The sequence below is a fragment of the Pseudomonas sp. 3MA1 genome (genome assembly GCF_029237275.1).
GTDB classification, from domain to species: domain Bacteria; phylum Pseudomonadota; class Gammaproteobacteria; order Pseudomonadales; family Pseudomonadaceae; genus Aquipseudomonas; species Aquipseudomonas fluorescens_AP.
In genome coordinates this window covers 48,852-66,831 of sequence record NZ_JAACFX010000003.1, presented here as the reverse complement: position 1 = coordinate 66,831, position 17,980 = coordinate 48,852, and the positions used below count along the sequence as shown (strand labels likewise).

The 17,980-nt window shown below is 61.1% G+C and carries 20 protein-coding genes; 12 read left to right on the top strand and 8 right to left on the bottom strand.

Features of this window, described 5'->3' with window-relative positions:
- Position 1 precedes the first annotated feature (1 nt).
- Both GWQ44_RS09235 and GWQ44_RS09230 read right to left on the bottom strand, forming a co-directional pair.
- On the bottom strand, positions 2 to 172 hold the full coding sequence (locus GWQ44_RS09235; protein ID WP_016964154.1) for a hypothetical protein: 171 nt from the start codon (positions 170 to 172) through the stop codon (positions 2 to 4).
- A 32-nt stretch (positions 173 to 204) separates the two neighbouring features.
- Positions 205 to 507: a DUF1883 domain-containing protein gene (locus GWQ44_RS09230; RefSeq protein WP_016964155.1), complete on the bottom strand. Its 303-nt coding sequence runs from the start codon at positions 505 to 507 to the stop codon at positions 205 to 207.
- A gap of 211 nt (positions 508 to 718) precedes the next feature.
- On the opposite strand from GWQ44_RS09230, the gene GWQ44_RS09225 reads away from it, so the two are divergent.
- The 4 genes from GWQ44_RS09225 to GWQ44_RS09210 all read left to right on the top strand — a co-directional run bounded on the left by GWQ44_RS09225 (position 719) and on the right by GWQ44_RS09210 (position 3,159).
- A complete protein-coding gene (locus tag GWQ44_RS09225; RefSeq protein ID WP_016964156.1) occupies positions 719 to 1,069 on the top strand; it encodes a hypothetical protein in 351 nt (116 codons plus the stop codon).
- 222 nt (positions 1,070 to 1,291) lie between these two features.
- Positions 1,292 to 1,942, top strand: coding sequence for a c-type cytochrome (locus GWQ44_RS09220; RefSeq protein ID WP_275927107.1), 651 nt, complete (start codon positions 1,292 to 1,294; stop codon positions 1,940 to 1,942).
- Positions 1,939 to 2,859, top strand: a complete 921-nt coding sequence (locus GWQ44_RS09215; protein WP_016964158.1) for a c-type cytochrome — start codon at positions 1,939 to 1,941, stop codon at positions 2,857 to 2,859. Before GWQ44_RS09220 ends, GWQ44_RS09215 begins: the two co-directional genes overlap by 4 nt.
- Before the next feature lie 69 nt (positions 2,860 to 2,928).
- Positions 2,929 to 3,159: a hypothetical protein gene (locus tag GWQ44_RS09210; RefSeq protein WP_016964159.1), complete on the top strand. Its 231-nt coding sequence runs from the start codon at positions 2,929 to 2,931 to the stop codon at positions 3,157 to 3,159.
- A gap of 14 nt (positions 3,160 to 3,173) precedes the next feature.
- Here the strand turns inward: GWQ44_RS09210 and GWQ44_RS09205 are convergent, their stop codons facing one another.
- Entirely contained in the window at positions 3,174 to 3,455 is a 282-nt protein-coding gene (locus tag GWQ44_RS09205) for a hypothetical protein (protein ID WP_253129916.1), read from the bottom strand.
- A gap of 466 nt (positions 3,456 to 3,921) precedes the next feature.
- Between GWQ44_RS09205 and galU the strand changes: the two genes are divergently transcribed.
- Positions 3,922 to 4,761 carry a UTP--glucose-1-phosphate uridylyltransferase GalU gene (gene galU / locus GWQ44_RS09200; protein ID WP_003182953.1) on the top strand — a complete coding sequence of 280 codons (840 nt, stop codon included), beginning with the start codon at positions 3,922 to 3,924 and terminating at the stop codon, positions 4,759 to 4,761.
- A gap of 132 nt (positions 4,762 to 4,893) precedes the next feature.
- Complete coding sequence (gorA, locus tag GWQ44_RS09195; RefSeq protein WP_275927106.1) at positions 4,894 to 6,252, top strand: glutathione-disulfide reductase; 1,359 nt, start codon at positions 4,894 to 4,896, stop codon at positions 6,250 to 6,252.
- On the opposite strand, the gene GWQ44_RS09190 is transcribed toward gorA, so the two are convergent.
- Positions 6,253 to 7,260, bottom strand: coding sequence for a DNA-binding protein (locus GWQ44_RS09190; protein WP_275927105.1), 1,008 nt, complete (start codon positions 7,258 to 7,260; stop codon positions 6,253 to 6,255).
- A gap of 180 nt (positions 7,261 to 7,440) precedes the next feature.
- Between GWQ44_RS09190 and GWQ44_RS09185 the strand changes: the two genes are divergently transcribed.
- The 3 genes from GWQ44_RS09185 to ahpF all read left to right on the top strand — a co-directional run bounded on the left by GWQ44_RS09185 (position 7,441) and on the right by ahpF (position 10,782).
- On the top strand, positions 7,441 to 8,379 hold the full coding sequence (locus GWQ44_RS09185; RefSeq protein WP_275927104.1) for a site-specific integrase: 939 nt from the start codon (positions 7,441 to 7,443) through the stop codon (positions 8,377 to 8,379).
- A gap of 151 nt (positions 8,380 to 8,530) precedes the next feature.
- A complete protein-coding gene (gene ahpC / locus GWQ44_RS09180; protein ID WP_011061677.1) occupies positions 8,531 to 9,094 on the top strand; it encodes an alkyl hydroperoxide reductase subunit C in 564 nt (187 codons plus the stop codon).
- Positions 9,095 to 9,216: 122 nt separating this feature from the next.
- On the top strand, positions 9,217 to 10,782 hold the full coding sequence (ahpF, locus tag GWQ44_RS09175) for an alkyl hydroperoxide reductase subunit F (RefSeq protein WP_275927103.1): 1,566 nt from the start codon (positions 9,217 to 9,219) through the stop codon (positions 10,780 to 10,782).
- 107 nt (positions 10,783 to 10,889) lie between these two features.
- Here the strand turns inward: ahpF and gloA are convergent, their stop codons facing one another.
- Positions 10,890 to 11,411, bottom strand: a complete 522-nt coding sequence (gene gloA, locus GWQ44_RS09170) for a lactoylglutathione lyase (protein WP_016968669.1) — start codon at positions 11,409 to 11,411, stop codon at positions 10,890 to 10,892.
- A gap of 199 nt (positions 11,412 to 11,610) precedes the next feature.
- Between gloA and GWQ44_RS09165 the strand changes: the two genes are divergently transcribed.
- Positions 11,611 to 12,138 carry a DUF4946 domain-containing protein gene (locus GWQ44_RS09165; RefSeq protein WP_016968668.1) on the top strand — a complete coding sequence of 176 codons (528 nt, stop codon included), beginning with the start codon at positions 11,611 to 11,613 and terminating at the stop codon, positions 12,136 to 12,138.
- Between the two features lie 250 nt (positions 12,139 to 12,388).
- On the opposite strand, the gene GWQ44_RS09160 is transcribed toward GWQ44_RS09165, so the two are convergent.
- The 3 genes from GWQ44_RS09160 to GWQ44_RS09150 form a co-directional block, all read right to left on the bottom strand.
- Positions 12,389 to 12,754: a histone-like nucleoid-structuring protein, MvaT/MvaU family gene (locus GWQ44_RS09160; RefSeq protein ID WP_047304821.1), complete on the bottom strand. Its 366-nt coding sequence runs from the start codon at positions 12,752 to 12,754 to the stop codon at positions 12,389 to 12,391.
- Positions 12,755 to 12,998: 244 nt separating this feature from the next.
- Complete coding sequence (locus GWQ44_RS09155) at positions 12,999 to 14,537, bottom strand: EAL domain-containing protein (protein WP_275927102.1); 1,539 nt, start codon at positions 14,535 to 14,537, stop codon at positions 12,999 to 13,001.
- A gap of 81 nt (positions 14,538 to 14,618) precedes the next feature.
- Positions 14,619 to 15,512, bottom strand: coding sequence for a LysR family transcriptional regulator (locus tag GWQ44_RS09150; protein WP_047304819.1), 894 nt, complete (start codon positions 15,510 to 15,512; stop codon positions 14,619 to 14,621).
- A gap of 85 nt (positions 15,513 to 15,597) precedes the next feature.
- Here GWQ44_RS09150 and GWQ44_RS09145 point away from each other — a divergent pair, with 85 nt between their 5' ends.
- Both GWQ44_RS09145 and hppD read left to right on the top strand, forming a co-directional pair.
- Positions 15,598 to 16,554 carry an EamA family transporter gene (locus GWQ44_RS09145; RefSeq protein ID WP_275927101.1) on the top strand — a complete coding sequence of 319 codons (957 nt, stop codon included), beginning with the start codon at positions 15,598 to 15,600 and terminating at the stop codon, positions 16,552 to 16,554.
- Between the two features lie 251 nt (positions 16,555 to 16,805).
- Entirely contained in the window at positions 16,806 to 17,882 is a 1,077-nt protein-coding gene (gene hppD / locus GWQ44_RS09140; protein WP_016968663.1) for a 4-hydroxyphenylpyruvate dioxygenase, read from the top strand.
- The last annotated feature ends 98 nt before the right edge of the window (positions 17,883 to 17,980 follow it).

The following is a 17,980-nucleotide window of genomic DNA, read 5'->3' as shown; positions in this document are numbered from 1 at the left end:
GTTACAGGGCCTTGCTGACGTTGACGTCGCTGATCACGTCGTCGGACTGACCATGCAGGGCTTCCAGGGCGGCCAGGGCTTCTTCCTGGGTGCCGTTTTCCAGCTGGGCGAATTCGAAGCGGCGCTCGCCGTTGAGCTTGTATTTGATGACGTACTTGGTGGTCTGGGGCACGGGATTACCTGTTGTCGCAGAGGGGCGGTGGCTTAACGCAGTTTCGAGCTGGAACGGCGAATGATGCGGATCGAGTGGCTCAGGTTCGGCTTGCGGGTCACGCTGATCGGGCGCCGGTTGACGGTGTCGATGGTGATGTTCCAGAAGCCAGTGCTGGGTGCGGTGATCTTCGCCGGAAATTTGTCGAAAGCGCCGCCGTGATAAGTGTGGCGGCCGCCATTCTTGAAGCTGCGGAAGTTGGCGTCGCTCATCAGGCGAATGTTGCAGACCTGGGAGCATTCGATGACGACGATATCGTCTTCGTTCAGGTGCTCGCGCTGGTGGATGAATTTCATGGGCGCCTCCAGAAGGGCTATAGCTACAAAAAAACAAAACAGGTGCGTGGGCGATGGCGCAGTTTATCAGGCCCAACGGGGTATTATTCGGCCCCCGCGTCGCGGTTTGACAATTTAAAACAGTTATTTGGATTTTTATCGGCGATAAAGCCGTGCCTCCGGAGAAAAACAGCGCCGTTGCTGTCGGAGGGGCATTTATTGGAGGTTTGCTATGAAACGCTGGGTGTGGATTGTGCTGCTGGCCATCAGTGGCTGCGCGACGGTTTCGGACATCAACCAGACGCCGCCGACCCTGAACGTCATCTCCGGCAAGAAGCCCCAGGAGTACGTCCAGTGCCTGAGCGGCAAGCTCTCCGGCAGTCGCGGTGCGTTACAGGTCGAGCCGCACAAGAACGGTTATCGAGTGCTAGTGCCCCAGAGCCTGTCGTCGGCCCCGGCGGCGGTGTTCTACATCGATGAACGCTCCGGGGGCAGCAGCATCAAGCTGCATGAGCAGATGTCCAACAACCCCTTGCGGCCTCAGGACGTACGCAAGGCGGGGGAGGCCTGCATCTCCGGTTGAGCCTCCAGGCCCAGGCGCGTCCTGGCGTCCCTTGCGCGGATGCCGCAGGCGCTGGCCGGTGCAAACCTCCTCCCTGCCGGGCCGCGTCCGTCCAGTGCGACAGCGGCCAGCGTGCAGTGGCACAGGCAGCCATTTCGCATTGTCGCTGTGGATCTATTGCCCTACTATTTGTGTGCTTATACCGGCTGGGTCTAAGCATATAACTAGAATAATGGAGTGCATATGATCCCACTGGATCGAATGTTATTGAGCGGCCTGATGCTGCTGTTTGTGCAATCTGCCTCTGCCGTCGACGGCCAGAAGGTGTTCACCCAGGGTGGTGCCCTGCCAGGGGCAACGGCCTGCCTGGCCTGTCACGGTGCTGATGCAATGGGGCTGGCGCCTGCCGGCTTTCCGCGTCTGGCGGGGTTGCCGGCGGGCTACCTGGCCAAGCAGTTGCACGACTTTCGCAGCGGCGCCCGCAGCAACCCGGTGATGCAGCCCCTGGCCAAGGCCTTGAGCGAAGAGGAAATCACCGCGGTCACCGCGACCCTGGCGGCCATGCCCGGGCCACAGACCCCGCAGACCCTGCGCAGCCAGAGCACCAGCGGCGTCGGCGAACGCCTGGCCCTGCGCGGTGCCTGGGAGCGTCAGGTGCCCGAGTGCGTCAGTTGTCACGGGCCGGGTGGCGTCGGTGTGGGCGTGGCCTTTCCACCGCTTGCCGGACAGCCCGCCGCTTACCTGGTGGCTCAGTTGAACGCCTGGCGCGACGGCACTCGTCACAACGATCCCAATGACCTGATGGGGCATGTCGCCAAATCCCTGAGTGCCGACGAGGTCACGGCCGTGGCGGACTACTTTGCCCAACTGAAATCCCAGGAGGCGCGGCCATGAAACTATTGATTGCCGGGCCGTTGCTGGCATTGCTCGCCGCCCAGGTACAAGCCGCCGGCATTGCCATGGAAGACCAGTCGCAGATACCGGCGCCAAGCGCTTCGGCCCAGGCCCAGTACTTCAAGCCGCCCGCCGAAAGCGAGTTGCCGGACAACGCCTACGGCAAGCTGGTGCGCGAGGGCCATGCGCTGTTCGTTGACACCAAGCGCCGCGCGCCGCAATACGTGGGCAATGGGCTCAATTGCAGCAACTGCCACCTCGATCAGGGGCGTCTGGCCAACTCTGCGCCGCTGTGGGGCGCCTATCCGATGTACCCCGCCTACCGCAAGAAGAACGACAAGGTGAACACCTTCGCCGAACGCTTGCAGGGCTGCTTTCAGTTCAGCATGAACGGTGGTCAGCCGCCGGCGGCCGACAGCCCGGAGATCACCGCGCTGTCGGTGTATGCCTACTGGTTGGCGAGCAAGGCGCCACTGGGCGTCGAACTGCCGGGCCGGGGGTATCCCGACGTGGCTCAGCCAGCCAAGGGTTATGACTTGAAGCAGGGCGCGGCGGTGTACCAGGCGCAATGCGCGGTCTGCCATGGTGAACAAGGGCAGGGGCAGAAGGTCGGGGCCGATTACGTGATGCCGCCGCTGTGGGGCAAGGATTCCTACAACTGGGGGGCGGGGATGCACCGGATCAATACCGCGGCGTCCTTTATCAAGCACAACATGCCCCTGGGCAAGGGCGGCAGCTTGAGCGATCAGCAGGCTTGGGACGTGGCGGCCTTCGTCAACAGCCATGAGCGGCCGCAGGATCCGCGTCTGGTGGAGGGCTCGATCGAGAAGACCCGGGTCAAGTTTCACGCCAATGACGGGGTAAATTTGTACGGTCAGACCGTAGAAGGCGTGCTGATCGGCCAGGGCATCCGATAAACTAGCGCCTGTCGTTACCGATGCCGCCTGGGCTCACGCCTTGGCGGCATCGCTTTTTTGGGAGAGAGCATGAAGCGGGAACACGTCAGGGAAAAGCATGCAGAGGGCTCGATCTCTGCCACCCATGTGATCCAGAACCCGGCCAATTCCGGGGAGTGGATCGTGTTCTTCAAGAAAAGCGCCGGGCGCAGCTATTTTCTGGTGGATGACAGTGACGAGGTGGAGTCTTTCGCTCGCCTCGACGACCTGATCGAAACCATTCGCGGCCTGGGCATCAAGTTCGCCGAAATTCATATGTAGCGGGCGTCCGTGCGCTACTTGCAGACCACCACCACGCTGCGGCTCTTGTAGTTGCCGACATCGACGCCCAGGGTCTTGTCGCTTTCCTTGGGGGCCGGGGTGCCGTCGGTGCTGACGATCCGATAGCCGGTACCGGCGCACGAGGCGTCGGCCTTTTCATAGCAGCTGGCCCAGGAGCCGGCCTCTCCGGAGCAATCGATGCTCAGGCCCTGCTCGCCATTGGCCAGGTAAGTATTGGAGGCGGTGGCGCATCCGGTCAGAGCCAGTACCGCGGTGACTGCGAGAAGTTTGTTCATGGGGGGATTTCGTCGTCTGCAGAGGAGGGGGGAGCTTGGGGCCATGCGTCAGCGTTGCGATGCTATAGCTAATGGCCATTTCGGTACAGCGCATCCCCTTAGTCCGCCGCCGCTGCGCAAAAGTGCCGCTGCTCGATAGACGGAATATTCCGCGAACTGCCCAGAGGTGGCCGAATGCCGTGAACGGTGCCATCAGTCGCGCCTGGCAGAGGCGCTGCGAGGGCGTTTGGGATGGCTGCGGCGGCGTGTCCGCTCGATGCTTGTGTCCGGCGCGCAGGCGGCGGATTTCAAGGCCTGCGGGGTCGTGGTCGTTTACCTTGAGCGCTAACTGATGAATGCTACGGAACTATATGGCGCTTTATTTCTCTATGATGGCAGCGGTTAGCCAGCGCGGGGCATTGTAAGGTGCACGCCGCCTGATTAGACTGCGCCGAAACTCGCACGCACAGCCTTTTTAAGGACTCATATGATCAAGAAATGCTTGTTCCCAGCAGCCGGTTACGGTACTCGCTTCCTGCCAGCGACTAAAGCCATGCCTAAAGAAATGCTGCCGGTGGTGAACAAGCCACTGATCCAGTACGGCGTTGAAGAAGCGCTGGATGCCGGATTGACTGAAATCTCCATCGTGACCGGCCGTGGCAAGCGCGCCCTCGAAGACCACTTCGACATCAGTTACGAGCTGGAAAACCAGATCAAGGGCACCGACAAGGAGAAATACCTGGTTGGTATCCGCAAACTGCTGGACGAGTGCTCGTTCTCCTACACTCGCCAGACTGAAATGAAAGGCCTGGGTCACGCGATCCTGACCGGCCGCCCGCTGATCGGTGACGAACCCTTCGCCGTGGTACTGGCGGACGACCTGTGCGTCAACCTTGAAGGCGACGGCGTCCTGACCCAGATGGTCAAGCTGTACAAGCAGTTCCGCTGCTCGATCGTGGCCATCCAGGAAGTCGACCCGCAGGAAACTAACAAGTACGGCGTGATCGCCGGCGAGATGATCCGCGACGACATCTACCGCGTTCACAGCATGGTCGAGAAGCCGAAGCCGGAAGATGCGCCGTCGAACCTGGCGATCATCGGTCGTTACATCCTGACGCCGGACATCTTCGACCTGATCGAGCAGACCGAGCCGGGCAAGGGTGGCGAAATCCAGATCACTGACGCCCTGATGAAGCAGGCGCAGAACGGCTGTGTAATGGCCTACAAGTTCAAGGGCAAGCGTTTCGACTGCGGTGGCGCCGAAGGCTACATCGACGCGACCAACTTCTGCTTCGAGAACTTCTACAAGACCGGCAAGGCTTACTGATAGCAGCCGCGCGGGTTTGTCGGAAAAAGCCACCTTCGGGTGGCTTTTTCATTGGTTGCCCTTATGTCAATCCTCTGCGCTGACCCGATCGCCATCTGCGGTTATGCTTGTCAGCCTGCCTGGGAGAGTGAAATGGCCTACGATTTTGATCTTTATGTAATTGGCGCCGGTTCCGGCGGTGTACGTTGCGCACGCTTTGCGGCGGGCTTCGGCGCGAAAGTCGCGGTCGCCGAGAGCCGCTATCTGGGCGGTACCTGCGTCAACGTCGGTTGTGTACCGAAAAAGCTGCTGGTGTACGGCGCGCACTTTGCCGAAGACTTCGAGCAGGCGTCGGGTTTCGGCTGGTCCCTTGACGAGGCCCATTTCGATTGGGCGACCTTGATCGCCAACAAGGACCGTGAAATCAATCGTCTCAACGGCATCTACCGCAATCTGCTGGTCAACAGTGGTGTGACCCTGCATGAAGGCCACGCCAAGCTAATCGATCCGCATCAGGTCGAGGTCAATGGCCAGCGCTACACCGCCAAGCACATCCTGATTGCCACCGGCGGCTGGCCGCAGATTCCGGACATTCCGGGGCGCGAGCATGCCATCAGCTCCAATGAGGCGTTCTTCCTCAAGGAGCTGCCCAAGCGCGTGCTGGTGGTCGGCGGCGGCTACATTGCGGTGGAGTTTGCCGGGATCTTCCACGGTCTGGGCGCCGACACCCGGTTGCTGTATCGCGGCGATCTGTTCCTGCGCGGCTTTGACGGCGCGGTGCGCAAGCATCTGCAGGAAGAGCTGACCAAGCGCGGGCTGGACCTGCAATTCAATGCCGACATCGAGCGCATCGACAAGCAGGCCGATGGCAGCCTGCTTGTCACCCTCAAGGATGGCCGCACGCTGCTGACCGATTGTGTGTTCTACGCCACTGGGCGTCGGCCGATGCTCGACAACCTGGGCCTGGAGAACACCGGGGTCAAACTCGACAAGCGTGGCTTTATCGAGGTGGATGAGCAGTACCAGAGCAGCGAGCCATCGATCCTGGCGATTGGCGATGTGATCGGCCGGGTACAGCTGACCCCGGTGGCTCTGGCTGAAGGCATGGCCGTGGCCCGGCGCCTGTTCAAGCCCGAGCAGTACCGCCCGGTGGATTACCGGATGATTCCCACGGCGGTGTTCAGCCTGCCGAATATCGGCACTGTTGGCCTGACCGAAGAGCAGGCGCGGGAAGCGGGGCACAAGGTGCAGATCTTCGAAAGCCGGTTCCGGCCGATGAAGCTGACCCTGACCGATTGCCAGGAACGAACCCTGATGAAGCTGGTGGTGGACGCCGACAGCGACAAAGTGCTGGGCTGCCACATGGTCGGTCCGGACGCTGGTGAAATCGTCCAGGGGCTGGCGATTGCCCTGAAGGCCGGGGCGACCAAGCGTGATTTCGATGAAACCATCGGCGTGCACCCGACCGCCGCCGAAGAGTTCGTCACCATGCGCACACCTGTCGCCGACTGATCAGGCGTCGGCTTTCTTGCCAGCCTTCGCCTTGCTGGCGGAGGCCAGGCGCAGCGCCTCAAGGCCGGCCTCGGCCTTGGCGGCGCGCAACTCCATCTCCTTGCTCAGGCGAGTCTGCTCGTCGGCTCTTTCCCTGAGTGCCTGCATCTCCTCCGAAGCCACACGCAAGCGTTCCTGCAGCAGGGTGCTGGCGCTGTCCAGGCGTGTCAGCTGTTCGCGCAGCTGTGCCTGCAGGGCGGCGCTCTGGCTGGCGGCATCCTGGGCGTGCTTGAGCTCCTTGTGGCTGGCCCGTTGTTCGCTGAGCAGGCGCTCGTTGTCGCGATGCAACTGAGTGATTTCATCCTGGCGAACCAGGGCGCTCTGCTGGGCTTGGCGCAGTTCGGCCTGCAACTGCTGCAGCTGGCCTTCGTGGCGGCGCTGCTCCTGCTCGCGCTGTTCCTTGCTGGCGGCGCGGTAGTGTTCCAGGGCATCCCGGGCGTGCAGGTGCTTGTCTTCCAGGGATCGAATCTGCTGCTCCTTGTCTTCCAGGCGCAGGTCGTAGTCCTTTAGCGCCTGGTTGAGCTCGGCATTGCGGGTCTGTTCGCTTTGCAGCATCGAGCGAGTGTCTTGCAGCGCGGCGCTTTCACCGGCCAGGGCGCTGGCCTGGATCTGCAGTTGCTGTTGCAGCTGCTCCTGGGTGCGTCGGGCTTGCTCCAGCTGTTGCTCGAATGCCTGCTTCTGTTGCTCGGAGAGGGCGAGGGCCTGCTCCAGGGGCTCCTGGGCTTGCTCCTGCAGGCGCTGCGCCAGGCGCCCGACCAGTTCGCTCAGTTCCTCATCCAGGGCCACCGGGCCGGCCTCCCGGCGAGTGCTGCCATCGTCGAGCTCCTTCAGGTAGCGGTGGATGGTGGTTTTTGAGCCGGTATTGCCCATTTCAATGCGTACTGCATCGATGCTCGGGTGTTCGCCGCGGGCGAGAATCGCCTGGCGCGCCTTTTTCACCACCGCTTTGTTAATGCCTCCGCGAGCCATGTGTCCTCCGCCGATTTAATACTGTGATACGTAGTATGTAATTATCGATAATTGTACAGGTATAAAGGCGCAATCGATAGCGTAAATTTGACATGGGATATTGTAGTATTACCCCGTGTGATAGACGCAGCGGCCGGTTTTCGCCCTTGGTCGCCGTACATTTGCTTCAGTGGAGTTGCAATGAGTGAGCTGGATCGTTACCTGCAAGCCGCCACCCGCGATAACACCCGTCGCAGCTATCGGGCGGCCATCGAGCACTTCGAGGTGCAGTGGGGCGGATTCCTGCCGGCCACCGCCGACAGCGTGGCCCGTTATCTGGTGGCCTATGCCGGTGAGCTGTCGATCAACACCTTGAAGTTGCGCCTCTCGGCCCTGGCCCAATGGCACAACAGCCAGGGCTTTGCCGACCCGACCAAGGCACCGGTGGTGCGCCAGGTGTTCAAGGGCATTCGCGCGGTGCACCCGGTTCGTGAAAAACAGGCCGAGCCATTGCAGTTGCAGCATCTGGAGCGGGTGATTGCCTGGCTCGATGGCGAGGCAGCAGCGGCTCGTGGCGAAGGACGCCAGGCCGACCTGCTGCGGGCGCTGCGCGATCGGGCGTTGATCCTGCTGGGTTTCTGGCGAGGGTTTCGCAGTGACGAGCTGTGTCGCCTGCAGATCGAGCATGTGCAGGCCAGCGCCGGATCCGGCATCAGCCTGTATGTCCCGCGCAGCAAGGGCGACCGCGACAACCTGGGGCGCACCTATCACACGCCGGCCTTGCAACGCCTGTGTCCGGTGCAGGCCTATATCGAATGGGTCAATGCCGCGGCCCTGGTTCGCGGACCGGTGTTTCGCGCGATCGATCGCTGGGGCCACCTGAGTGAGCAGGGCTTGCATGCCAACAGCGTGATTCCCCTGTTGCGCCAGGCCCTGGCGCGCGCCGGTATCGCCGCCGAACACTACACCAGCCATTCCCTGCGCCGGGGTTTTGCCACCTGGGCGCATCGCAGCGGTTGGGACCTGAAGTCGCTGATGAGCTATGTCGGCTGGAAGGACATGAAGTCGGCCATGCGTTACCTGGAGGTCAATCCGTTCATGGGCATGGCGCGGATCGACGAGAAGCCTGTGCGCCAGTGATCAAAGGTTTCTTCTATCAATAGGCTGGCCTTATAGCCAAAACCAATCGTCAGCATCAGGTTTGCCAATGAGCCAAGCGGCGACTGATTGGCTAGGATTCTCCCCATCAAGTTTTCACCCAACGTTTTCAACCACTGATGGAGAGTCAACGATGCCTATCATCAACAGCCAAGTTAAACCGTTCAAAGCCACTGCATTCAAAAACGGCGCATTCGTCGAAGTGTCGGACGCGGATCTGAAAGGCAAATGGTCCGTCGTATTCTTCTACCCGGCTGACTTCACCTTCGTCTGCCCGACCGAGCTGGAAGACCTGGCCGACAACTACGCCGAATTCCAGAAACTGGGCGTTGAGATCTACAGCGTTTCCACCGACACCCACTTTGCCCACGCAGCCTGGCACAACACTTCGCCAGCCATCGGCAAAATCCAGTACACCATGATCGGCGACCCGACCCTGGCCATCTCGCGCAACTTCGACGTGCTGATCGAAGAAGCCGGTCTGGCTGACCGCGGCACCTTCGTGATCAACCCTGAAGGCCAGATCAAGATCGTTGAAATCAACGACGGCGGTGTCGGTCGTGACGCTTCCGAGCTGCTGCGCAAGATCAAGGCCGCTCAGTACGTTGCCGCGCACCCCGGCGAAGTCTGCCCAGCCAAGTGGAAAGAAGGCGAGGCCACCCTGGCTCCGTCCCTGGACCTGGTTGGCAAGATCTAAGTCCATGTTTTATCCAAGGGCGGTCATCCGCACTTAAGTCAGCCGCACCGCCCTCAAATAACGCCCGGGCGAGATTCGCCCGGGCGTTGTTTTTTATACCGAATCAATAGGAAATCGCCCGTATGTTGGACGCCAATCTTAAAGCTCAGTTGAAGTCTTACCTGGAACGGGTCACCCAGCCGATCGAGATCGTCGCTTCCCTCGACGACGGTGCGAAATCCCAGGAAATGCTTGCGTTACTCAAAGACATTGTCAGTCTTTCCAACCAGATTACCTTGCTCGACAACGGCATCGATGCGCGCAAGCCGTCGTTCTCGTTGAATCGCCCGGGCGGTGATATCAGCCTGCGTTTCGCCGGTATCCCCATGGGCCACGAATTCACCTCCCTGGTGCTGGCCCTGCTGCAAGTCGGTGGTCACCCCTCCAAAGCCAGTGCCGAGGTGATCGAGCAGATCCGCTCGCTCAAGGGCGAGTTCAATTTTGAAACCTACTTCTCGCTGTCCTGCCAGAACTGCCCGGACGTGGTCCAGGCGCTGAACCTGATGGCGGTGCTCAACCCCAATATCCGCCACGTGGCCATTGACGGCGCGCTGTTCCAGGCCGAAGTCGATGAGCGCAAGGTGATGGCGGTGCCAAGCATCTACCTCAACGGCGTGAACTTCGGTCAGGGCCGCATGGGCCTGGAGGAAATCCTCGCCAAGCTCGACACCGGTGCGGTGCACAAGCAGGCGCAGAAGCTCAACGCCAAAGAGGCCTTTGATGTGCTGGTGGTCGGCGGTGGTCCGGCCGGGGCTTCGGCAGCCATCTACGCCGCTCGCAAAGGCATTCGTACCGGGGTCGCCGCCGAACGTTTCGGCGGTCAGGTGCTGGACACCATGGCCATCGAGAACTTTGTCTCGGTGCAAGAGACCGAGGGACCGAAACTGGCCGCGGCGCTGGAGGAACACGTCAAGCAGTACGACGTCGACATCATGAACCTGCAGCGTGCCAGCGCCCTGGTGCCGGCCAAGGAGGTCGGCGGCCTGCACGAGATCCAGTTCGAAAGCGGTGCCAGCCTCAAGGCCAAGTCGGTGATCCTGGCCACCGGTGCCCGCTGGCGTGAAATGGGTGTGCCCGGCGAGCAGGAATACAAGGCCAAGGGCGTGTGCTTCTGCCCGCACTGCGACGGCCCGCTGTTTAAAGGCAAGCGCGTGGCGGTGATCGGCGGCGGCAACTCCGGCGTCGAAGCGGCCATCGACCTGGCGGGTATCGTCAGCCACGTGACCCTGCTTGAGTTCGACAGCAAGCTGCGGGCCGATGCGGTGTTGCAGCGCAAGCTGTACAGCCTGCCCAACGTCAAGGTCATCACCAGTGCCCTGACCAGTGAAGTGAAGGGCGACGGGCAGAAGGTCACCGGCCTGGCCTACAAGGATCGCGACTCGGGTGAGTTCCACACGGTGGACCTGGAAGGCATCTTTGTGCAGATCGGTCTGTTGCCCAACACCGATTGGCTCAAGGGCACGGTGGAATTGTCGCCCCGTGGCGAGATCATCGTCGATGCCCGTGGCGAGACGTCGCTGCCGGGTGTGTTCGCCGCCGGCGACGTGACCACGGTGCCGTACAAGCAGATCGTGATCGCGGTGGGCGAGGGCGCCAAGGCTTCCCTGAGCGCGTTCGATCACTTGATCCGCACTTCAGCCCCGGCATAACCGGCACTTGAAAAACAAAACCCCATGAGCCTGCGCTCATGGGGTTTTTTATTGCCGTTTTGCAGGGGGTGCGCTGTGTCGGGGAGCGGGCTCCTGCGCAAACCGGGTTACAGCGGGGCCGGCTGGATGATCTCGACCCAGTAGCCGTCCGGGTCCTTGATGAAGGCCAGGCTCTTCATGCGGCCGTCGTTCAGGCGTTTTTGAAAGTCGCAGCCCAGGGCTTCGAAACGTTCGCAGGCGGCAACGATGTCCGGCACCGAGATGCAGATGTGGCCAAAGCCCCGTGGGTCGCTGTTGCCGTTGTGGTAGGCGAAGTCCGGATCGTTTTCGGTGCCGTGGTTATGGGTCAGTTCGAGGATGCCGGGGATGGATTTCATCCATTCGGTACGGGCTGCGGCGTCCGTCGGGATCTGTGCCTTGTCCACCAGGGCGAGGAAGTACAGGCTGAACTCGGCTTCGGGAAAGTCGCGTTTCTCCACCAGGGAGAAGCCCAGGACCCGGGTGTAGAAGTCCAGGGAGCGGGTGATGTCCTTGACCCGCAACATGGTGTGGTTGAACACGAAGCGGGCGGTCGCCGCGTCCGGTTGGGCGGTCACGCCGGGGAAAGTGTTGAGTTGTTCGAGGCTCATGGGCCCTCCAGGAAAAAGTGCGGCAAAGGTTGTTCGCAAGAGCCAGCCGGCCCTTGGCTGGCAAGGGTTCAGGCGTCGTTGGGGTCGGCCAATGATACGCAACCGAAAGCCCTGACGCCAAACCCAAAGCTCCTGATCTATTGCCCATTCCTGGCGTCGGGCTCAGACTTCCAGGCCCATTTTCCTGGTGTGTCAATCCATGATCGAATCGCTCAATCCCCGGGTCGCGGCCCTGTTGCTGCTGGCGTTTGCCGGCTTTGCCCAGGCCGCGCCGCAAGTTGCCTGGCCGCAGGGTTGGACGGTGGAGCCGGTGCCTGTGCAAGAGGGCGATCAGGCAGCCGAGGTTTCCCGTCAACGGGCAGTGAAAAGCGATGCCGCCGGCAATCCGCAGATGGTCATGGAGTTGACCATGACGCAAGTCGACAGCGGGCATGTAGTCAATCTTCAGGGGGTATTACTGGAGATGCGCAAATCCGTGCAGAAGGACTTTGCCCGAGGCGGTTATCAGAGTGTCTGTAACAAGATTCATCCGGCGCAGTTGAGTCGGCTGGAGGCCCTGGAGACCACTTGCACCATTACTCAAAATGGCCGGCATGTGCTGTCGCAAACATTGGTGGCCGCTGTGGATGGAAATAAGGCTTATGTACTTTCATACGCCGGTCAGGCACAGGCTTATGCTGATAGTCGGGACGAAATACTGGCTGTGCGAAATAGCCTTAAACTTTGACGAAAAATCTGAAGCTGTCGGTTTGCTTTCCCATGTCGAGGGCGGGTTAACGCAGAGGTATTAAGCCCTAAGTTGTACTGGGGCTGTTGTTGCAAGACACAATCCCGGGTGGGCTTGCAGTCGTCGGGCGCGCTGAAAAATACCGGTTCTCCGTGCTGAAGGCGGTCTTAGATGCAGGCCGCAATAAGAATATTCTTATTAATGTAAAAAGCCCTGCATATGCAGGGCCTTTTTCAGGTGGCGGCTTTGTTCAAGCGCGCAGCCAGGAATCTACAGTGGCGGCGCCATATTGTTCTTTCCAGGCTTTCAGGCCGCGATGGTTGCCGCCTTTGGTTTCAATCAGTTCGCCGGTGTGCGGGTTCTGATAAACCTTGACCACCCGCGCGCGCCGCTGTTTAGGGGCGTTGGCCGGTGGCAGGCCGGTTTTGCCCAGGTTCGGATCAAGGATCGCGATGATGTCACGCAGGCTCTTGTCATAGGTTTTCATCAGGGCCTGGAGCTTCTCTTCGAACTCGATTTCCTTTTTGAGTCCGGCGTCATTCTTCAGGGATTCAAGCTGCGCGAGCTGTTCTTGAAGTGCTTTTTCTGCAGCACGAAATTCAGCAAGTCTGGACAATATCTTCACTCCAATAGTCTATTTTGGCTGATACAAACCACAAACAAAGCTATAAACCATGAGCCGATTAAGGTTCGATTAAGTGGCCTACCTGTGAATCTTGAACAGGCGTGAAAAATTGTAGTAGTTAATGGCGGCGGAGTAAATCAGGTTGTTCTTGTTTGCCTCGGTATGGGTCGATTGATTCAAATTGCTGCGCTTTCCGAGTTGTCGATTCGAGTACTTGTTGTTCTGACATGGCTATTTAATGGCGCGCTAGAACGGCAACAAATTCACTACTGGGCATCGGTCGGCCAAATAAATAACCCTGTAGGAAATCCACCCCTTGCGCGACCAGATAGTCGCGCTGTTCGGCGGTTTCTATGCCTTCGGCGACTATACCCAGATCGAGTTTGGCCGAGAGTTGGATAATGCTGTCGAGTATATGCAGGGACAGCGCATCGGCACCGATCATGGCGACGAAGCTTTGATCGATCTTCAAGTAGTCGACATTGAACTGACGCAGATAAGCCAGGCTGGAATGCCCGGTGCCGAAGTCGTCGATGGCGATCATCACGCCCAGTTCGTGCAGGGCGGCAAACAGCTGTTGGGTGATGGCCGTGGGTTCGATCAACTCGCGCTCGGTCAGCTCCAGCACCAGAATCACCTTGCCGGGCGCAAAGGCGGCGAGGAATTCCCGACAGTCGTCCAGCAACTGCAGATCGTGGCAGTGACTGGCCGTGATGTTGATGCCGATATGAAAGCCGTCGCTGAAGTGCCCGGCGTGGGGCGCCAGGGCTTGCCGGGTCTGCTGCATCAGCGAGCGGGTCATGGGCACGATCAGCCCGGAGTGCTCGGCAAAGGGAATGAACAGATCAGGACGCACCAGTCCCTCCTTGGGATGTTGCCAGCGCATCAGCACTTCAACCCCGGCCCATTGCAGGCTGTCGCCGCGCACCACGGGCTGGAAATAGGCAATGAACTCCTGGGCCTCCAACGCCCGGCGCAGCTCCTGGCTGGGGGAGGCGGAGCGCTTCTGCAGCCAGTGGGCGAGGACGCCGGTGGCGGCACCGAGGAACACCAGCAGGCCAAATAGCGCCGGGTACTGGCCTTTCATGTAGTGCCAGACATGCCCCTCGGCAAAGCCGGCGCTGACGCTGTAGGGATAGCGCGCCGAGTTCAGTTGCTGTCTGGCCACCGCCGCCTCGGGCGCCGCGCCATCGTGGACCTGGCCGTCGCTGGACAGCCAGTGCGCGCCCACCTGCAATTGCAGGTAGGCAAAGCGGCTGATCAGACGCAGCGCGTTGGCCAGGTGATAGCCGTCGATGGTGGCCAGGACCGCGCCATCGCCCTCACTCCAGCGGTAGACCAGCAACGCCGTATTGGGCGTGATGGGGTTGCCGTTCATCAGCCAGAGTCGGCCAGCCACATAATCCCGGGGATCGAGGGGCACCGCGTAACTGCCCAGCAACGAGCTGCAATAGTTGCTGTTGCGCCACACCAGGTTGGTCGAGCGCACGAAGGGCCGGCGGGTGACCTGATCGCGCAGGGCCAGTTGTCGCGTGGCGTCGCAATCCTGGCCCACCAGAGGCAGCAGGGCCCTGGCGGCGATATCGGTGTTGTCCAGCATCAGGTCGAACTGGCGAATGGCTTCTTCGGCGGTTTCCAGGCTGCTGCGTTCTAGGGCTCGTTCAGCCTGGGCATAGAGGATCACAGCCCCCAGCCCAATCGGCAGGACAATCGCCAGCAAGGTCCAGAGGGTACGGGTAGAGCGCTTCAGCGGACCTTTGGCGGTCAGGGGCATGGATCGGACCTGTGGCAGAGGAGGGGAGGCTTGGACATCCGACCGTGACCGCGTGCGCGACGGTCTTGTGGCGTGTTTCGATCACCGCAGGATAGACGGCTTTGTCCGACCATATAGGCGTTGCGCGTGGCGAATGAAGGCCAGGGTCGCCGGCGACGACTGGCGCTGATCGAGCACGGCAATCCCCACCTGGCGCCGCACCGGCGGCGATAGGGCTTTGCTGACATAGCGGGCATCCGTGCGCGGTGGCAGCGACAGTTCGGCCAGGATGCTCAGGGCCTCGCCCCGGGCCACGGTTTCCAGGGTGCTGAGCAACTGCGAGCTGCGGTAGCGGATGTTGGGGCGCAAGCCGGCACCGACGAACAAGCGTGACACCAGTTCCGCCGAGCCGGCCTCGGTCAGCACGAACGGGTCGTGGCACAGCTGATCCAGGCGCACCTGTGGCTCCCGAGCCAGGGCATGGGTCGCGGGAATCAGCGCCACCAGTTGGTCCTCCAGTAGGGCGAAGGTGTCGAAACGCTCCTCGGGCAGCACCACGAAACCCAGGTCGATCCGCCGTTCCTCCAGCCATTGCAGGACCTGGCGGTCCGGCCCCTCGTCGATGTGCACCTCGATCCCCGGGTACTCCTGGCGGTACTCCTCAAGGATGCGCGGCAGCAGGCGCGTGGAGGAGGTGGGGCCGAACGAGCCGATGCGCAGGGTGCCGCGCTTCATGCCCCGGGCGTCGGCGGCCTCCTGTTCCAGGGTCGCGGCCAGCCCCAGCATGGCCCGGGCCCGCAGCAGCAGCTGGCGCCCGATATCGGTGAGCTCGACCTGGGCCTGATGGCGGCGAAACAGCTCCACCCCCAACTCCTGCTCCAGGGACTTGATGGCGTGGGAAACCGCCGACTGGCTGATGCCCAGGCGCGTGGCGGCACTGGTGAAACCGGCAAGCTCGGCCACCCGGGAAAAGATTTCCAGTTGGGTCAGGGTCATGAGTAAAAGCTCATTTTACGATGATCGATCATTAGACAAAGAATAACCCGGCGGCACAAACCCACGGACCTAGAGCGTTACGACCATGAGCGACAGCAGTATCAACGGACCCTTGAACGCCAGGCACCAGGACCTGGCGGTCTATTGCAAATTGGCGGCGGTCACCATGATCTGGGGCGGCACCTTTGTCGCCGGGCGGTATCTGGCTGGCGGGCTCTCGCCATTGCTGCTGGCCAGCCTGCGCTTCGTTCTCGCCAGCCTGGCCTTGCTCGGCTTCATGGCCGTGGCGCGCATTCCTCTGGTACGTCCCAGCCTCCGCCAGTTCGGCCAGTTGGCGCTGCTGGGGTTCTGCGGGATTTTTTTCTACAACCTGTGTTTCTTCCTTGGCCTGCAACAGGTCAGCGCCTCACGCGCTTCGTTGATCGTGGCACTCAATCCGGCGGTGATTGCCCTGGGGGCCTGGGCGCTGTTCAAGGAGCGCCTGAGCCGGCGCCAACTGCTGGGTATCGTGCTGTGCCTGAGTGGCGCCGCATTGGTGATCTGCAGCCGTGATCCCGCAGCGCTGACGACCCGTTCCGGCGGTTGGCGCGGCGATCTGCTGATCCTCGGCTGTGTCCTGGGCTGGGGCCTGTACTCGCTGTTGTCCAGGGACCTCAATCGGCGTCTGGGGCCCTTGCAGACCGTCACCTACTCGATCCTGCTGGGCACCCTGATGCTGTGCAGCGCGACCTGGCTGCGTGGCGAGTTCGACCTGCCGGCCATCGCCCGGCTGAGCCCGGTCCAGGGCCTGAGCCTTTTGTACCTGGGCGTACTGGGCTCGGCGCTGGCCTATATCGGGTACTACGACGGGCTGCGGCGCATCGGCGCCACCCGTTCCGGGGTGTTCATCGCCCTCAATCCGCTGACCGCGCTGATGCTCGGCGCGCTGCTGCTGGGGGAGCAGTTGAGCCTGGTGATGGGGTTGGGCGCGGTGCTGATTCTGGGCGGCATCTACCAGTGCAACAAACCCCTTGCGGGCCGGGCAAAAAAGGCGATTTTATAGAGAATGCGGACAAAGGCTTTTACGCTGTGTAGAATCCGGTTACGCATACAATAATAAAGTCTTCTGGCAGCAGAAGCCTCGCCCCCCAGCCTGTAACACAGGGTCGACATGAAGATTCTCGGGTTTCAACTGATCTACGGTGACTTCCTCGCCCGCAGCGTGCGAGGCATCTCTTGCGCGCCACCTTCGTTCCTCAGCATTGATAGCAACTAACGATCCGTTAATTCTAAAAATATGATGAGGCGCCAACCATGGCAGATATCTTCGAAAACCCGATGGGCCTGATGGGCTTTGAATTCATCGAATTCGCATCGCCCACCCCCAACACCCTCGAACCGATCTTCGAGATCATGGGTTTCACCAAAGTCGCGACCCATCGTTCAAAAGACGTGCATCTGTATCGCCAGGGTGCGATCAACCTGATCCTCAACAACGAACCCCACAGCGTCGCCTCGTACTTCGCCGCCGAACACGGTCCGTCGGTGTGCGGCATGGCGTTCCGGGTCAAGGATTCGCAGAAGGCCTACAAGCGTGCCCTGGAACTGGGCGCCCAGCCGATCCACATTGAAACCGGCCCGATGGAACTCAACCTGCCGGCAATCAAGGGCATCGGCGGCGCGCCGCTGTACCTGATCGACCGTTTCGGCGAAGGCAGCTCGATCTACGACATCGACTTCGTGTTCCTCGAAGGCGTGGACCGCAACCCACAGGGCGCCGGCCTGAAGATCATTGACCACCTGACCCACAACGTGTACCGCGGGCGCATGGCCTACTGGGCCGGTTTCTACGAGAAGCTGTTCAACTTCCGCGAGATCCGCTACTTCGACATCAAGGGTGAATACACCGGCCTGACCTCCAAGGCCATGACCGCCCCGGACGGCATGATCCGCATCCCGCTGAACGAAGAATCGTCCAAGGGCGCCGGGCAGATCGAAGAGTTCCTGATGCAGTTCAACGGCGAGGGCATCCAGCACGTGGCCTTCCTCACCGACGACCTGGTCAAGACCTGGGACGCGCTGAAGAAGATCGGCATGCGCTTCATGACCGCGCCGCCGGACACCTACTACGAAATGCTCGAAGGCCGCCTGCCGAACCACGGCGAGCCGGTCAAGGAGCTGCAAGCCCGGGGCATCCTGCTGGACGGTTCCTCGGAGGCCGGCGACAAGCGCCTGCTGCTGCAGATCTTCTCGGAAACCCTGATGGGCCCGGTGTTCTTCGAATTCATCCAGCGCAAAGGTGACGACGGATTCGGCGAAGGCAACTTCAAGGCACTGTTCGAATCGATCGAACGCGACCAGGTGCGTCGCGGTGTACTGGCCACCGAGTAACCCTCGGCAGGCTTGAACCCAGAGCCCGATCAGGCCTCGCCTGATCGGGCTTTGTTTTGCCTGTCGGCTGGCGATAGTGAATGTGTTAATGTTCCCGC

Excerpts from the sequence above, each read along its gene's own strand:
- GWQ44_RS09215 (WP_016964158.1), top strand. The coding sequence starts at position 1,939 with ATGAAACTATTGATTGCCGGGCCGTTGCTGGCATTGCTCGCCGCCCAG.
- GWQ44_RS09220 (WP_275927107.1), top strand. The coding sequence starts at position 1,292 with ATGATCCCACTGGATCGAATGTTATTGAGCGGCCTGATGCTGCTGTTT.
- galU (WP_003182953.1), top strand. The coding sequence starts at position 3,922 with ATGATCAAGAAATGCTTGTTCCCAGCAGCCGGTTACGGTACTCGCTTC.
- GWQ44_RS09185 (WP_275927104.1), top strand. The coding sequence starts at position 7,441 with ATGAGTGAGCTGGATCGTTACCTGCAAGCCGCCACCCGCGATAACACC.
- GWQ44_RS09205 (WP_253129916.1), bottom strand. The coding sequence starts at position 3,455 with ATGAACAAACTTCTCGCAGTCACCGCGGTACTGGCTCTGACCGGATGC.
- hppD (WP_016968663.1), top strand. The coding sequence starts at position 16,806 with ATGGCAGATATCTTCGAAAACCCGATGGGCCTGATGGGCTTTGAATTC.
- gorA (WP_275927106.1), top strand. The coding sequence starts at position 4,894 with ATGGCCTACGATTTTGATCTTTATGTAATTGGCGCCGGTTCCGGCGGT.
- GWQ44_RS09165 (WP_016968668.1), top strand. The coding sequence starts at position 11,611 with ATGATCGAATCGCTCAATCCCCGGGTCGCGGCCCTGTTGCTGCTGGCG.
- GWQ44_RS09155 (WP_275927102.1), bottom strand. The coding sequence starts at position 14,537 with ATGCCCCTGACCGCCAAAGGTCCGCTGAAGCGCTCTACCCGTACCCTC.
- GWQ44_RS09150 (WP_047304819.1), bottom strand. The coding sequence starts at position 15,512 with ATGACCCTGACCCAACTGGAAATCTTTTCCCGGGTGGCCGAGCTTGCC.
- GWQ44_RS09210 (WP_016964159.1), top strand. The coding sequence starts at position 2,929 with ATGAAGCGGGAACACGTCAGGGAAAAGCATGCAGAGGGCTCGATCTCT.
- gloA (WP_016968669.1), bottom strand. The coding sequence starts at position 11,411 with ATGAGCCTCGAACAACTCAACACTTTCCCCGGCGTGACCGCCCAACCG.
- ahpC (WP_011061677.1), top strand. The coding sequence starts at position 8,531 with ATGCCTATCATCAACAGCCAAGTTAAACCGTTCAAAGCCACTGCATTC.
- ahpF (WP_275927103.1), top strand. The coding sequence starts at position 9,217 with ATGTTGGACGCCAATCTTAAAGCTCAGTTGAAGTCTTACCTGGAACGG.
- GWQ44_RS09190 (WP_275927105.1), bottom strand. The coding sequence starts at position 7,260 with ATGGCTCGCGGAGGCATTAACAAAGCGGTGGTGAAAAAGGCGCGCCAG.
- GWQ44_RS09230 (WP_016964155.1), bottom strand. The coding sequence starts at position 507 with ATGAAATTCATCCACCAGCGCGAGCACCTGAACGAAGACGATATCGTC.
- GWQ44_RS09145 (WP_275927101.1), top strand. The coding sequence starts at position 15,598 with ATGAGCGACAGCAGTATCAACGGACCCTTGAACGCCAGGCACCAGGAC.
- GWQ44_RS09225 (WP_016964156.1), top strand. The coding sequence starts at position 719 with ATGAAACGCTGGGTGTGGATTGTGCTGCTGGCCATCAGTGGCTGCGCG.